Origin of the sequence: Bradyrhizobium yuanmingense, assembly GCF_029167105.1 — a bacterium.
GTDB lineage: Bacteria > Pseudomonadota > Alphaproteobacteria > Rhizobiales > Xanthobacteraceae > Bradyrhizobium > Bradyrhizobium yuanmingense_A.
Genome location: NZ_JARFML010000009.1, coordinates 122,963 through 137,531 on the forward strand (window position 1 = coordinate 122,963; position 14,569 = coordinate 137,531).

The window sequence follows — 14,569 nt, forward strand, 5'->3', positions numbered from 1 at the left end:
CGGCGTTGTTAGGCTGACCTTAGCAAACGTCGGGGGTGATCGCATGCGCCTCGTGCTTCAGCTTGTAGCCCGCCTGCTTCTGATCGTAGCGCTGTGCCTGGGAGCCGCGACCGTGTGGGCCACGTTCGATGCCTATCGCAGCGTCGATCGGGCGACGGCGGCGTCGGCGCAGCGGGTCGCGCAGGCGCTTCAGGCGCTGTATTGGCGCGAGCTGTTGTTGCGCAGCAGCAGGGCGCGCGAGCATCTCCTGCCGGTTCCGGACTGGCGCACGCTGGAGACGATGAAGCTGATCTCGCCCGGCGTCTGCGTCGAGTTCCAGCCCGCGGCGGCCTTCGAGAAGCCGCTCTGCGGCCAGAGCGAGGGGCTGGGCAAGACGCCGCCGCGCTGGTTCGCCGCCATCGTGCCGACCTTCCTCGGCAGCCATGCCGAGGTGGTGCGGCCCGTCAGTCCTCGCGCCGCAGCCGCCGGCACCGTCGTTGCGACGCCCGATGCAACCGCCGCGATCGCGCTCGCCTGGGACTACATCCTCAACGTCATCGACGTCGCGCTGCTGATGGCGGCGGCGATCGCCCTGCTCGCCTCGCTCGCCATCGCGCACGCGCTGGCGCCGGCGCGCGCGATCGTCACCGCGCTTCAGCGCATGGCACGCGGTCAATATCGCACCAGGCTGCCGCGGTTCCGCTCGATGGAGCTGGCGATGATCGGCAGCGCCGTCGGCGAGCTCGGCGGCCGGCTGGAGGAAGCGACCGAGCAGCGCGCCGCGCTGACGCGCCGCCTGATCGAGATCCGCGAGGACGAGCGCCGCGCGCTCGCCCGCGAGTTGCACGACGAGTTCGGGCAGAATCTGTCCGCCATTCTCGCCTTCGCCAACACGATCGAGACGGCGAGCACGAAGCGGCACAAGGATGATGGGATCGCGCAAGACGCGCGCATGATCTCGCAGGCGACACACCATCTGATGGCCTCGCTGCGCGACGCGCTGAACCGGCTGCGCAATCCGCTGCCGGAGGAGCTCGGGCTCGAGGCGAGCCTCGTCAATCTCGTCGACAGCTGGCGCTCGCACAGCGCGGCGCGGCCGGCGATCCAGCTCGATCTCAGGGGCGACCTCACCGACATCAGCGGCCCGGCCGCCACCACCGCCTATCGGGTCGCACAGGAATGCCTGACCAACGCGCTGCGCCACAGTGCAGCGCGCGAGATCTCGCTCCGCGTCGAGCGGCGCGCCGGCGAGGACGATGCGCTGCTGATCCGCGTCGAGGACGACGGCGGCGGCGATGCCGAGCGCGTCGCGCAATCGGCCGGCTTCGGCCTCACCGGAATCCGCGAGCGCGTCACGGCGGCCGGCGGATCGCTGTCGATCCTGCCCGCTCGCGGCGGCCTCAGCGTTGCCGCGACCATCCCGCTCGCTGCGTGAGGCGGGAATGAGCGAGGTTACAGCAACAGGCATCTCCGTGCTGCTGGTCGACGACCATCCGATCGTGCGGCAAGGCTATCGGCGCGTGCTGGAGAGCCAGGGCGATCTGCATGTCGTGGCGGAAGCCGACAACGCCGCCGACGCCTACGGCGCGTTCAAGGCGCATGACCCCGACGTGGTGGTGCTCGACATTTCGATGCCCGGCGCGAGCGGGCTGGAGGCGATCCGCAACATCCGCGCCCGCAGCCCGCGGGCGCGCATTCTCGTCTTCACCATGCACAACGAGGCCGTGCTGGTGAAGTCCGCCTTCGGCGCCGGCGCCTCCGGCTTCGTCACCAAGAGCAGCGAGCCGTCCGCGGTCGTGAACGCCATCCGCAGCGTCGCCCGCGGCGAGCGCGCCATGAGCGATGACATCGCGCACGTGCTAGCGGAGGACAGCCTGTCGCCGACCGGCTCGGTGCTGGATCAGCTCGGTGAGCGCGAGATCGAGATCTTGCGCCAGTTCGCCGGCGGCTCCACCACCGAAGAGATCGCGGCGCATCTCAATCTCAGCGTCAAGACCGTGCAGAACTATCACTACCTGATCAAATCGAAGACCGGCGCGCGCACCGATGCGCAGCTGGTGCGGCTCGCCGCGACCTGCGGTCTGACGAGGATCTAGCAGCAAAGCTGCCGCACAGCCTCATTCATCGAGGTCCTCAAACTGCCGAACGAATTGGAACGGTTCCGATCCGGCTCCGGTTAGTACGTCAGACAAGGAGTAAAGGGTCATGAGTAAGGGTCACCCCAAAGCAGTCGACCATCCCCCCATCATCACAGTAGGCGAGCTCATCGACGAACTTTGCCGCCTGCCGGACACCGCCATCGTCCACTTTCGCTGTCCGATGTTCGATCAGGAGCTGACATTCTACCGGCTTCGAAGGCGGTCGAAGGACGCCGTCGAAATCGCGGTCAACGCTTATCCGGATAGTCCGCCGGTCGTGCCATCGTCCGATCCTGCCTTCCACACGCGAAGACATTCGGCATCCGCACCCTTGCCCCGCGACGGCGCCGCTCTCCAGAAAACGCGAGGTTGATTGACAGCACCCAGGGCTGAACGGGTTCTGCGGCCTTAGGCCGCCTTCAACCCACGCAGCAGCAGCGCCAGCGTCGCATCGAGGCGCGCGGGGAGATCGGCGTCCTTCCATTCCTCGGCATGGGCCGGATGGTGGAAGCGGACGGTCGCATCGAAGATCGCGCGCGCGGTCACCTTGACGTCGCCAACGGCAAACTCGCCCCGCTTCACGCCGTCGGTCAGGATCGCGGCGATCTGGTCGATCATCGTGTCCTTGTGGCATTTGACCGCCGCACAGGCCTCGCGTGCCAGGGTCAGATAGGTCTCGAACATCTCGGGGTCGTCGAGCACACGCGAACGCTTGGCCGCGAACAGCGTACGCAGCCAGCGGTCGAGCCTGTCGGGCGCCGAGCCCTGCTCCTTGGCGATCGCCAGCAGCGGGGCGTCGATGCGGTCCAGCCAGCGCTTGGCAACGGCCTCGCGCAGCGAGGCCTTGCTGGGGAAATGGCGGTAGACGCTACCGTGGCTCACATCGAGCGCACGGGCAACGTCAACCACGGTGGCCTTGGCAAGCCCGTAACGCCTGAGCACGTCCTCGGTGACCTCGAGGATCCGCTCCGGCGTCAAGACAATTGCTTCATTCATGCCAGCACCATGTTCCCGTTAGGGGCTCAGTTACCCGGCACTAGGGCTGCTTCCGAAGCGCCCTGGCCGGTCGTTCGGAAAGCCTATGCCCTAATGAGGCAGTTTTGCAGCTTGCGCCGCGATCTGGCGCGCCACCAGCAAATTGAGCCAATGCCCAATCACGCCGGTGAAATTGAGGATTTCGGTCGTCATTGTCTAAGTCTCCATTCGTCCGCGGTCCCCGCTCTTCAATCCGCCCTCCGATCCGAGCGTGGCTCGGATGTCGGGCTCCCCGGGGCTTGTCGCGGGACGCCCAATCGGAGCGTCCGAGAACGGATATACATGTCTCGCTGACAGATTTCAATATCTGTCAGTCAATGATCCGTGATTGACAGTTAATATCTGCGGCCAGGCGCCGCCATCCCGGCCGGCCGGTGTGGTGGAAAGGTCGGCGATGCCCTTCTTCCGGAGCCCAGACCGTTTGTTTCGCCCTGCCTGCTCTGTTACATCACGGCGTAAAAAGCATTTTGGCCGGCGCCGCCGTTCTCGGGACCGCCCGCCCACCTTCCTGGAGCCGCCCCATGATCCCCCGCTACACCCGCCCGGAAATGGCCTCGATCTGGGAGCCGCAGACCCGGTTCAAGATCTGGTTCGAGATCGAGGCGCATGCGGCGGACGCCCTCGCCGAGCTCGGGACCATCCCCAAGGAGGCCGCCCGGACGGTCTGGGCCAAGGCCAAGGACGCCATCTTCGACGTCGCCCGCATCGACGAGATCGAGCGCGAGACCAAGCACGACGTCATCGCCTTCCTCACCCACCTTGCCGAGATCGTCGGTCCAGAGGCGCGCTTCGTGCACCAGGGCATGACCTCCTCCGACGTGCTTGATACCTGCCTCAACGTCCAGCTCACCCGCGCCGCCGACCTCCTGCTCGCCGACCTCGACAAGGTGCTGGCCGCGCTGAAGAAGCGCGCCTTCGAGCACAAGATGACGCCGACCATCGGCCGCAGCCATGGCATCCATGCCGAGCCCGTGACCTTCGGCCTCAAGCTCGCTTATGCCTATGCCGAATTCACGCGTGCCAAGGAACGTCTGATCGCGGCGCGCAAGGAGGTCGCGACCTGCGCGATCTCCGGCGCCGTCGGCACCTTCGCGCAGATCGATCCGCGCGTCGAAGAGCATGTCGCCAAGGCCATGGGACTCGTGCCGGAGCCGATCTCGACCCAGGTGATCCCGCGCGACCGTCACGCCATGTATTTCTCGACCCTCGGCGTGCTCGCCTCCTCGATCGAGCGCATTGCCGTGGAGATCCGCCACATGCAGCGCACCGAGGTGCTCGAGGCCGAAGAGTTCTTCTCGGAGGGCCAGAAGGGCTCCTCCGCCATGCCGCACAAGCGCAACCCGGTGCTGTCGGAGAACCTCACCGGCCTGTCCCGCATGGTGCGCGCCTATGTGACCCCGGCGCTGGAGAACGTCGTGCTCTGGCACGAGCGCGACATCTCGCACTCCTCGGCCGAACGCATGATGGGCCCGGACGCGACCGTGACGCTCGACTTCGCGCTGGTGCGCCTCGCCGGCCTGATCGACAAGCTGCTGGTCTACCCCGCCAACATGCAGAAGAACCTCGATCGCCTCGGCGGCCTCGTGCATTCGCAGCGCGTGCTGCTGGCGCTGACGCAGAAGGGCGCCAGCCGCGAGGACGCCTACAAGCTGGTGCAGCGCAACGCCATGCCGGTCTGGCGCGGCGAAGGCGACTTCCTTCAGCTGCTGAAGAAGGATGCCGAGGTGAAGACATATCTCACCGACGCCGAGATCGAGGAGCAGTTCGACCTCGGCTATCACCTCAAGCACGTCGACACGATCTTCAAGCGGGTGTTCGGGGAGAGCTGATATCCTCGTCATTCCGGGGCACGCGAAGCGTGAACCCGGAATCTCGAGATTCCGGATTTCGATGCTCCGCATCGCCCTGGAATGACGACAAAACCCACGAGAAACGGATTCCCTCATGCCCATCGTCAATCGCGTTGCCGCCCTCTCCGACGAAATGGCCGCCTGGCGCCATGACTTCCACGAGAACCCCGAGCTGCTCTACGAAGTCCACCGCACCGCCGGCATCGTCGCCGATCGCTTGCGCGAATTCGGCTGCGACGAGGTGGTGACGGGCATCGGCCGCACCGGCGTGGTCGGCGTGATCCGCGGCCGCAAGTCGGCCTCCGGCAAGACCATCGGCCTGCGCGCCGACATGGATGCGCTGCCGATCATGGAGACGTCGGGCGTACCTTATGCCTCAAAGGTCCCGGGCAAGATGCACGCCTGCGGCCATGACGGCCACACCGCGATGCTGCTCGGCGCGGCCAAATATCTCGCCGAGACGCGCAATTTCGACGGCACGGCCGTGATGATCTTCCAGCCCGCCGAGGAAGGCGGTGGCGGCGGCAAGGCCATGGTCGAGGACGGGCTGATGACGCGCTGGAACATCCAGGAGGTCTACGGCATGCACAACATGCCGAACCTGCCCGAGGGCCATTTCGCCACCACGCCCGGGCCGATGCTCGCCTCCTCCGACAACATCCAGATCACCGTCCGCGGCAAGGGTGGCCACGCCGGCGCCGGCCCGCACAAGTCGGTCGACAGCGTGCTGATCGGCTCGCAGATCGTCAACGCGCTGCAATCGATCGTGGCGCGCAACGTCGATCCGCTGAAATCGGCGGTGATCTCGATCACGCAATTCCACTCGGGCACCGCCTTCAACATCATCCCGGAGGTCGCCGAGCTCGCCGGCACCGTGCGCACGCTCGACCCCGAAGTGCGCGATCTCGTCGAACGCCGCATCGGCGAAGTCGCCGACAGCATCGCCCGCGCCTATGGCGGCTCGGCCGAAACGAAATACACGCGGATGTATCCGGTGACGATGAACCATGCCCGCGAGGCCGGTCTTGCCGCCGACGTCGCCCGCGACATCGTCGGCGCCGATCGGGTCAACGACAAGTTCGTCCCCATGATGGGCGCCGAGGACTTCTCGTTCATGCTGGAAGCACGCCCCGGCGCGATGGTGCTGGTCGGCATGGGCGACGGCAACGAGTGCCACCACCCGGCCTACGTCTTCAACGACAACATTCTGGGTCACGGCGCCTCGTTCTGGGCGCGCCTGGTCGAGACGCGGATGCCGGTGGGGTAGCGGGCGGGCACTCGCCGGTTCAGTTGCAGACTTCGACCATGCTGGTACCGCCGCCGGCCGTCATGCCATGAGTCCTGTTGCCCCACGTCTCGAGCCGGCAACCCTGACGGACCGGCCGGCACCCTGCACTGTTGCAGAAGACCTGACCGGTCGCCTGCGGCTTTGACGGCGCGGACTCGCTTGCCTTCCGCTCATCGTCTCGCGGTCTGGAATTGTCGCGCGTCGCAACCGGCTTCTTCTCCTGCGCCTTTTCGCATTCGTTATCGTCGTTGACGCGATACCCGGTCCGGCACGTGATCTTCACGCATTGGTCGCCGTCGGCCTTGAATCCGAAATTGCACACCAGCGGGCAGACCCGTCCCGGCTTGGCCTTCAGCGCGTCGAGTGCGTCGACGCTGGCCAGTTTCACGTCGAACTTGGTGCCGGAATATTTGTTGAACAACGTCAGCGAGCGTTGCGCGGCCGAGCCCCACTCGCTCTCCGCAGACGAGGTCAGGCAGCCAACGCGGCGCAATTCGCTCTGCACCGATTTGGAAAGCTCGGCTGCCGATAATGTGGATGTGGGTCCGGGCGAGAGCGCAGCCACTTTCTGGTTCTCGACTTCGGGCATCTGCCGATCGGCGGCCGGCTTGGCGGCCTGCTCCGCTTTCTCCGAGGCCTGCTTGGCCGCCAACTCGGCCTTGGCCTTCTCCGCCGCCTGTTTCTCGGCCAGCGCTTTCGCGGCCGCCGCCTCGGCGGCCTTGCGCTGCTGCTCGGCCGCTTCCGCCCTGGCCTGTTCGATCTGCTTTTGCTTCTCCGCAGCGATTCGCGCCTCTTCGGCGGCCTTGGCCGCAGCAGCCGCCTTCTCCTGCTCGGCTTTCTGGGCGCGCTCGGCGATCAGCCTTGCCTTTTCCTGCTCGGCCGCCTTGGCCTTTTGCTCGGCAGCCACGCGCGTCTCTTCGGCGCCGATCTTGTTCAACTGTCCCTTGGCGAGGCTGGCATAGAAGCCGTCCGGATAGGTCGCCAAAAAGGCTTCCCAGGCATCGCGCGTCGCGAGCTGGAGCGCGAGCTCGTAGTCCCTGCGAACCGCGTCCTGCGGGTTGGCCTGGGGTCCGGTTGCGGCCGGCTTTACAACGAGCGGCACGTCGTCGCCGCCGAGCGAGCCATAGACATAGGGCTCCTGCTTGTAGCCGGTGGTCTTGAGCACGTCGTCGCGCACGAAGCCGAACGCCTTGCGCAGATCGAGGCCCGGCTTCGGCAGGTGCTCGACGAGCGCGGCGGCGAACGGACTGTTGCGAGAATCGCCGTCGGATGCGGTCGAGCCGGCCTTCGCGGCGAAGGCAATCATCGTATTCGGGCTGGTTGGCTCGACCTTGGCGAGGCCCCGTCCGATCGCTCGCGAGGCCAGCGTGCGCTTCATCGTCTTCGCAAAGGGGTTATCGCGGCAGGCATCGAGAATGATCAGGCGCAGCTGCTTGGCCGGCTCGACTGCGAACAATGCGCGCTCGACAGGGATGGTCTCGTCGAGGACGTCGCCATCCGTCTCCAGCGTCGCGTCGGTCGGAATGAGATAGTTGTTGCCGTCGAGCTCGATGCCGTGGCCGGCATAGTAGATCACCGCCATGTCCGCATCGCGTGACCTGCCGGCGAACTCGCGCAACATGCGCCGCATCTCGCTCGCACTGAGATCCAGCCTGACGTCGACGGAATCGAAGCCCGCCTTCTTGAACATGCCGCCAATCAGCGTGGCTCGTTCGCGGGATTGGTGAGCTTGGGCGCGCTCTTGTAGGCGGAATTGCCGATGACGAGCGCGACCCGCCGATCGGCGTGCGCCGATCCGCAGGCCAGCAAGGTCGCAAAAATCAATAAACCAAACAGCCGAAACGGAATCACTGCAGCCCCCTCGGATGCAATTCCCTGAGACTATTCGGAGCGTCGATGAAAGCCAAATTTTTCTATGTGATGCCTATCACACAAGCTCCTCGATCGCGACTTATAGCTAATGCAGTCAACCCAAGCCCCTCACACGCGGCGCGAGCTTGGTCGATCCGACGTGCCATTACACCTACCCGTGCACCACCTCGTGGCGCATCACGAAGGGTGCGAGCAGTGCGTGCACCTCCCCCTCCACCGCTTCGCGCTGCCCTGCCGGCAGGCCCGTCAGCGTCACGGTCGCGATCGAGCCGTGGCTGCCATGCGGGCCGACCTTCACCTTGCAATCGATGCCGCGCTCGACCAACGGCGCCAGCACCTTGGTGAACACGCGCTGCGCCGCGTCCCAGCGCAGCTGCGGCTTGAACACCTTGCCGACGCCCGTCACCGGCATCGGATCGATCGGGATGACCTGCACCGGGACGGCGGCGCGTTCCGGCGTGCGTTCGCGCACCCAGGCTTCCAGCTCGCCCGGCTCGACCTTTGCGCCGGGCTTCAACTGCACGTAGCCTACCGGCAATTCGCCGGCGTAAGCATCGGGCTGGCCGACTACCGCGGCGAAGCCGACGGCGGGATGGCGGAACATGATCTCCTCGATCGGTGCCGGATCGATGTTGTGGCCGCCGCGGATCACGAGATCCTTGGCGCGGCCGGTGATCCACAGATAGCCGTCGGCATCGAGCCGGCCGAGATCGCCGGAATTGACCCAGACCCCGTCGATGAAGGCACCTTTGTTGTGCTCGTCGTTGAGATAGCCGCCGAACACGCCGGGCCCGGCCATGATGACGACGCCGATCTCGTCCGGCTTGCAGTCGCGGATCAGGCGGCCATCGGCGTCGAGCTGCACTATGCGCACCCGCGCATAGGGCATGGGAAGGCCGACCGAGCCGAGCCGGATCGGCCGGCCAGGATAAGCGAGCGTGTGCACGCTCGAGGTCTCGGTCATGCCGTAGACCTCGACCACCGGCAGCTTCAGCTTCTCCTGAATCGCCGAGCCGACCGCGACCGGAATCGCCGAGCCGCCGCCGGCCGCATATTTCAGGCTCGAGATATCCGCATTCCCCGGCGGCACCGCGAGCGTCGCTGCGAGCACGGTCGGCACGCTCGACAGCGCTTCGGGCTTGAAGCGCGCGACCAGTTGCCAGATGTTCTTCACCGCATTCGGGTTGCGCCAGCCGCTCGGCGACAGCACGACCAGCGAGCCTCCGCCCGACAAAGTCGTCAGCACCTGTGTCAGCGATCCACCGACGTGAAACAGCGGCATGCCGAACAGCAGATTGGCGCCGGGCTTGCCCTTCAGCAGCAGATTGAGCGCCCAGGCCTGGTAGACCTGGTTGGCATGGGTGTGCCGCACCAGCTTCGGCGTGCCCGTGGTGCCGCCGGTGTGGAAATAGGCGGCGATGTCGCTGCCGCGAATCTTGCGTCCGCTGACGAGCCGATCCGACGGCTGCTGCTTGATCAGGTCGCTGAAGGCGAAGATGCCATTGGCCGGATCGCCGCCGCCGAACACCTGCACGATGGCTTTCAGATGCTTCAGCTGCGGGCGGAGCTGCTCCACCTTCTGCCAGATGTCGGTGCCCGGCATCGGCCCGAGCGCCACCAGGATCTTGGTGTTCGCAGCTTCCAGGATTTCGGCGATCTGGTGCGGCTCGAGCAGCGGATTGACCGGGTTGGCGATGCCGGCGGCCTCGGCGCCGAACAGAGTGACGAATGCATCCGGCACCAAGGGCAGCATGAAGCTGATGACGTCGCCCTTCTCGGCGCCGAGCGCGTGAAACATGTTGGCGGCCTGGGTGACGCGCGCGATGAAATCTCGGTGCGTGACGACCAGCGGCGTGTCGGCGGGATCGGCATTTTGCAGGAACTGGATCGCCGCCCCGTCGGGATTGCGTTCGGCACCAAGCCTGATGGCGTCATAGGTGCTCTCGGCCGCGACGCGGTCGGCGTAGGGGACCTGCTCGAATGCCCGGACCTCCTCGTCCGTCAACAGTTCCGGATAGTCGTTGCCAATCAACCGATCGAGCGCGTGGATGCCCGCCATGAATTCCGTCCTCCCTCAGATGCATGTCCCCGCCCAATATCTTTTGACGTTTTGGTTCGGCGGGACTTCGGCCGATGGCCGGCCGAGCACACATACAATGGTGGATGATTTGGCTTTCGTCCATTGCCCCGAAAGGGCGCTTGAACCTCTGCGCCTGATCCGGGGACCAAGAACTGCCACTTCACTCGCCAGCGTCCTGCCGCAAGACAAGAGGTCATCATGACGACGCCCCTGCGGAACCGGATCACGCGGCTGGTCGCTGCGTTCACAATGGTATCCGCGATCGCCCTGCCCGGTGCCTCGCTTGCCGACAGCCAGCTCGATAAGGTTCGCGTTAAGGTCGCGGCCTTCATTGCCGACAAGATGGAGAAGCTGGGCGGATCGCGTATCGTCTACAGGGTGGACACCGATGCCTTGCGGGCGGCGGTCGTCACGGATGTGCGCGACGACGTCTACAAGACCCTGCGCGAGGGCCGCATCGCGTTCTCCGGACTTGCGATCCGCGACGGGGGCGTCGACGTGAAGATCGCTGACGCCAAAGGCCGCGAACAGCTCACGCGCAAGCTCGCCGCGGCGGCGGAGGGGTTGCCGACACACGCGCTCAACGTCACCGACGCCGGCGACGGGCTGCTCAGGCTCGCGCCGACCGATGCCGCATCCGCCGCGCGGCTGCGCGATCTCGTCGAAGATTCCATCGCCATGATCGAGCAACGCCTCAAGGACGCCGGCGTCAAGCTCGCCAGCGTCCAGCCCGAGGGGACGGACCGTATCCGCATCTTCCTGCCTGGATTGATGGAGCCCGAGCAAATCACCGCGATCTTCGCCAGGAAGGTCAAGGTCGGCTTCCGCTTGATCGACCTCTCGATGTCCGCAGAGCAGGCGCAATCGGGCACGCCGCCGGCGGGCACGGAAGTCCTGCTCGGCTTCAAGGACAAGCTTCCTTATCTCGTCGCCAAGGACAGCGCGCTCGAGGGCGGCGATATCAGCTATGCCGGCCCGGGATTGACCGGCGACAGCAAGGAGCCGATCGCATCGTTCCGCTTCAACGGCCGCGGCACGCGGCGCTTCGCCCACATCACGGCAGAGAACGTCGGAAAGCCTTTTGCCATCGTGCTCGACGACAAGGTGATCTCCGCTCCCGTGATCCGCGAGCCCATCACCGGCGGCTCAGGGCAGATTTCCGGCAATTTCACCATGGAAGAGGCCAACAGCGTCGCCATGCTGATGCGCGCCGGCTCGCTGCCGGGCCGCCTTGGCCTGGTCGAACAGCAGGTCGTGCAGCCCGCCACCAAGCCGTAAGCGACGGCCGCTCCCGCCGCCTCCTGGTCCGCGGCGCCGAAACCCGCAAGGCTGCCCGAATCACGGCCGCTTGCGGCCAGGCACGCAACCAACGGGCAATTGCCGAAACGCCCGATCAGGCTAAAATTTGCCCCTTGCGGCACGATGGCCGGAAGCGTCATTCAAGCGGTCGTCATTCGATTTCGGCTATACGGGTGCCGACCAGGACTGAATGCCTTACGTGGGGTTAGTACCATGCCGTCCGGCAGCGCAGACATTTCGTCGATCCTCGACCGCATCCTCGAAGCGGCCACGGACAACCTCAGGATCGCGAAAATCCTGGTCCAGATGGGCCTCGATCCCGACAGCGTCACCTACGAGGCGATCTTCAACCGGCTCTTGGAGATCTTCGTCCACAATATCACGCTCGCCAATCTGTTCGCCGTGGTCGGGGCGGTCTTCTTCGTCGCCACCCTCTTGATGCGGACAATGGTGCCGCTGCGCGTCGCCAACATGATCGGCTGCGCGTTCTTTGCTCTCTTCGGCGCGCTCTCCGCCAACGTCGCGACGTTCCTGCTCTATCTCCTGATGCTTCCGATCAACGCGCTGCGCCTGCGGCAGATGCTGAAGCTGGTCAAGAAGGCGCGGCATGCGGCCGAAGGCGACATGTCGATCGAATGGCTCAAGCCATTCATGACCGAGCGCAGATACCGGCGCGGCGACATCCTCTTCAAGATGCGTGACCCCGCCAACGAAATGTTCCTCACCGTCACCGGCAAGTTCCTGGTCAAGGAGATCAACGTCGAGATCGGGCCCGGGGCGCTGATGGGCGAGCTCGGCTTCCTCACGCCGGACAACCGGCGCACGGGGACGGTCGAATGCATCGAGGACGGCCAGGTGCTGACCATCACCTATGACCGGCTGCTCGAGATCTACTTCCAGGATCCGCAGTTCGGCTATTACTTCCTGGTGCTGACCAGCCAGCGCCTGTTGCAGAACATCGACCGCCTGCAGAAGCAGCTGGCAACCGAGCGCGGGACCACCACCAACAGGATCGCGTGAGCGCCGCGCGGCCCAGGTAAGGTCGCATATCACGACGTGATGTGCGGCATGGGTTCCGGCTCTGCGCAGCAGCGCCGAGAGGCGACGCAGCGCGTCCGGGACACGAGACGCCCCCAGGTCTTTGCGGGATCCGCCGCAAAATCGCCCTAAAAACCGAATGGTAACCATGCCGGGCTAGGGTGGCGACGTGACCAATTCTCCGACGATCCTGGTGTTCGATTCCGGCCTTGGCGGGCTCACGGTGCTCCGTGAGGTCGTGGCGGCGCGGCCCGACGCGCATTACGTCTACGTCGCCGACGATGCCTTCTTCCCCTATGGCCACCACAGCGAGGACGAGATCATCGCCCGCGTCGTGCCGCTGATGGGGGAGCTGATCGGCCGGCATAGTCCAGACCTCGTCGTCATCGCCTGCAACACGGCGTCCACCCTGGTCCTGTCTCACTTGCGCGCCGCCTATTCCGTAGCCTTCGTCGGCACGGTGCCGGCGATCAAGCCGGCCTGTGCGCAGTCCAGGACCCGCCGCGTTTCGGTGCTCGGCACCAAGGGCACGGTGAAGCGCGAGTACACCAAGGCGCTGATCCGCGATTTCGCGCAAGGATGCGAGGTGACACTGGTCGGCTCGCCCGAGCTCGCTTCGCTGGCCGAAGCGGAGCTCAGCGGAGCTCCGATCAGCGACGAAGCCATCCTCGCCGAGCTCGCTCCCTGCTTCGTCGGCGACGCCTCGGATGCGAGCGCGCGCACCGACACTGTGGTGCTCGCCTGCACGCACTACCCGCTTCTGCTCGACCGGATGAAGAAGCTCGCGCCCTGGCGGGTAGACTGGATCGATCCGGCGCCCGCGATCGCCCGCCGCGTCTCCGACCTGCTCGGCCCGCCGACCGGCGGCATCGCGCAGTCCGGCGCCGAGATGATTTTTACATCGAACCGCGTGCATGGTCTCAGCGCCACGCTGACGCCGTTCTTCGGCGGACGCGCGGTGGCCTGAGCTTGCGCCTGGGCGGCGCGCTGCTAGGCTTTGCCGTCGCCATCGTCCCGCAGGTTTTCCATGTCGGTCCCGACTCCGCCGCTCAACCGTCTCCGCCAGCTCTGGCGCGAGGGTCGCCCCGCCTTCGGTGCGATCGCGACCATCCCGAGCGTGCAGATGGTGCAGATCATGGCGCGCTCGCTCGACTGGATCATCGTCGATCTCGAGCACGGCCCGATCGGATTGACCGAAGCCCACGCGATGATCGCCGCGACCACGGGCACGCCGTGCACGCCTCTGGTGCGGATCGCCGCCAACGAGCCGTGGCTGGCGAAAGCGCCGATGGACATCGGTGCCTTCGGCATCAACTTCCCGATGATCACGAGCCGCGCGGATGCCGAGAAAGCGGTGCGCAGCGTGCGCTACCCGCCGCGCGGCGATCGGCTCTGGGGTCCCTTCCACGCGCCGTTCCGCTGGGGCCAGTCGATGCCCGATTACATGGCCTCTGCCGACGACGAGATGATCTGCATGATCACGATCGAGCACGTCGACGCGGTCGATCGCATCGACGAGATCATGGCAACGCCCGGTATCGACGTCGCGGTGATCGGTCCCGGCGATCTCGCCACCTCCATCAACAAGCGCGGCCGGATGGACGATCCGCAATTGCTGGACCTGATCGCGCGCGCCGAGGCCGGCATCCTCAAGAGCGGCGTGCCGATCGGCGGGGTGGCGCGCACCGCCGACCAGGCCAACGCGCTGATCGACCGCGGCTACCGCGCGATCGCGCTGGGCTTCGACTGGTCGCTGTTCCAGCGCGGCATCATGGCGGCCTACGAGGGAGTCAGGCGCTGAACAAGCCGATTGACGCATGACGACCGGCGCCGCCAGGACCGCCAGATCTAGATATAAACAATTGAAAATAGATGATTTTTTGGTCTAAGGAGGTTCATCTTCCGCGATGCCTGCTGCGGCGAACCGACCGGCCCCAAGCGGGTGGGTTCGTGCTAGAGCGAGCGGGCGGGCCCCGCTCGCTGCACATAT

The 14,569-nt window shown here is 65.8% G+C and carries 10 protein-coding genes and 1 pseudogene; 8 read left to right on the forward strand and 3 right to left on the reverse strand.

Annotated features, from left to right (window positions below; genetic code table 11):
- Positions 1-43: 43 nt before the first annotated feature.
- Both P0R31_RS14040 and P0R31_RS14045 read left to right on the forward strand, forming a co-directional pair.
- Positions 44-1,414, forward strand: a complete 1,371-nt coding sequence (locus P0R31_RS14040) for a sensor histidine kinase (protein WP_275514579.1) — start codon at positions 44-46, stop codon at positions 1,412-1,414.
- Positions 1,415-1,421: 7 nt separating this feature from the next.
- Positions 1,422-2,075, forward strand: a complete 654-nt coding sequence (locus P0R31_RS14045; RefSeq protein ID WP_275514580.1) for a response regulator transcription factor — start codon at positions 1,422-1,424, stop codon at positions 2,073-2,075.
- Positions 2,076-2,525: 450 nt separating this feature from the next.
- Here the strand turns inward: P0R31_RS14045 and P0R31_RS14050 are convergent, their stop codons facing one another.
- Positions 2,526-3,113 (reverse strand): TetR family transcriptional regulator, encoded by a 588-nt coding sequence (locus P0R31_RS14050; RefSeq protein WP_275514581.1) that lies wholly within the window; start codon positions 3,111-3,113, stop codon positions 2,526-2,528.
- Positions 3,114-3,673: 560 nt separating this feature from the next.
- On the opposite strand from P0R31_RS14050, the gene purB reads away from it, so the two are divergent.
- Together purB and P0R31_RS14060 are read left to right on the forward strand one after the other, a co-directional pair.
- A complete protein-coding gene (purB, locus tag P0R31_RS14055) occupies positions 3,674-4,981 on the forward strand; it encodes an adenylosuccinate lyase (RefSeq protein ID WP_275514582.1) in 1,308 nt (435 codons plus the stop codon).
- A gap of 115 nt (positions 4,982-5,096) precedes the next feature.
- A complete protein-coding gene (locus P0R31_RS14060; protein WP_275514583.1) occupies positions 5,097-6,269 on the forward strand; it encodes a M20 aminoacylase family protein in 1,173 nt (390 codons plus the stop codon).
- 19 nt (positions 6,270-6,288) lie between these two features.
- Here P0R31_RS14060 and P0R31_RS14065 read toward each other — a convergent pair.
- Together P0R31_RS14065 and P0R31_RS14070 are read right to left on the reverse strand one after the other, a co-directional pair.
- A pseudogene (locus P0R31_RS14065) lies at positions 6,289-8,141 on the reverse strand (caspase family protein).
- Positions 8,142-8,313: 172 nt separating this feature from the next.
- Positions 8,314-10,221 carry an acyl-CoA synthetase gene (locus P0R31_RS14070; RefSeq protein WP_275514584.1) on the reverse strand — a complete coding sequence of 636 codons (1,908 nt, stop codon included), beginning with the start codon at positions 10,219-10,221 and terminating at the stop codon, positions 8,314-8,316.
- Between the two features lie 219 nt (positions 10,222-10,440).
- On the opposite strand from P0R31_RS14070, the gene P0R31_RS14075 reads away from it, so the two are divergent.
- The 4 genes from P0R31_RS14075 (at position 10,441) to P0R31_RS14090 (ending at position 14,380) form a co-directional block, all read left to right on the forward strand.
- A complete protein-coding gene (locus tag P0R31_RS14075; protein ID WP_275514585.1) occupies positions 10,441-11,520 on the forward strand; it encodes a SecDF P1 head subdomain-containing protein in 1,080 nt (359 codons plus the stop codon).
- A 234-nt stretch (positions 11,521-11,754) separates the two neighbouring features.
- Positions 11,755-12,561, forward strand: a complete 807-nt coding sequence (locus P0R31_RS14080) for a Crp/Fnr family transcriptional regulator (protein WP_225114210.1) — start codon at positions 11,755-11,757, stop codon at positions 12,559-12,561.
- A 187-nt stretch (positions 12,562-12,748) separates the two neighbouring features.
- A complete protein-coding gene (gene murI / locus P0R31_RS14085; RefSeq protein WP_275514586.1) occupies positions 12,749-13,546 on the forward strand; it encodes a glutamate racemase in 798 nt (265 codons plus the stop codon).
- A 60-nt stretch (positions 13,547-13,606) separates the two neighbouring features.
- On the forward strand, positions 13,607-14,380 hold the full coding sequence (locus P0R31_RS14090) for an HpcH/HpaI aldolase family protein (RefSeq protein ID WP_275514587.1): 774 nt from the start codon (positions 13,607-13,609) through the stop codon (positions 14,378-14,380).
- The last annotated feature ends 189 nt before the right edge of the window (positions 14,381-14,569 follow it).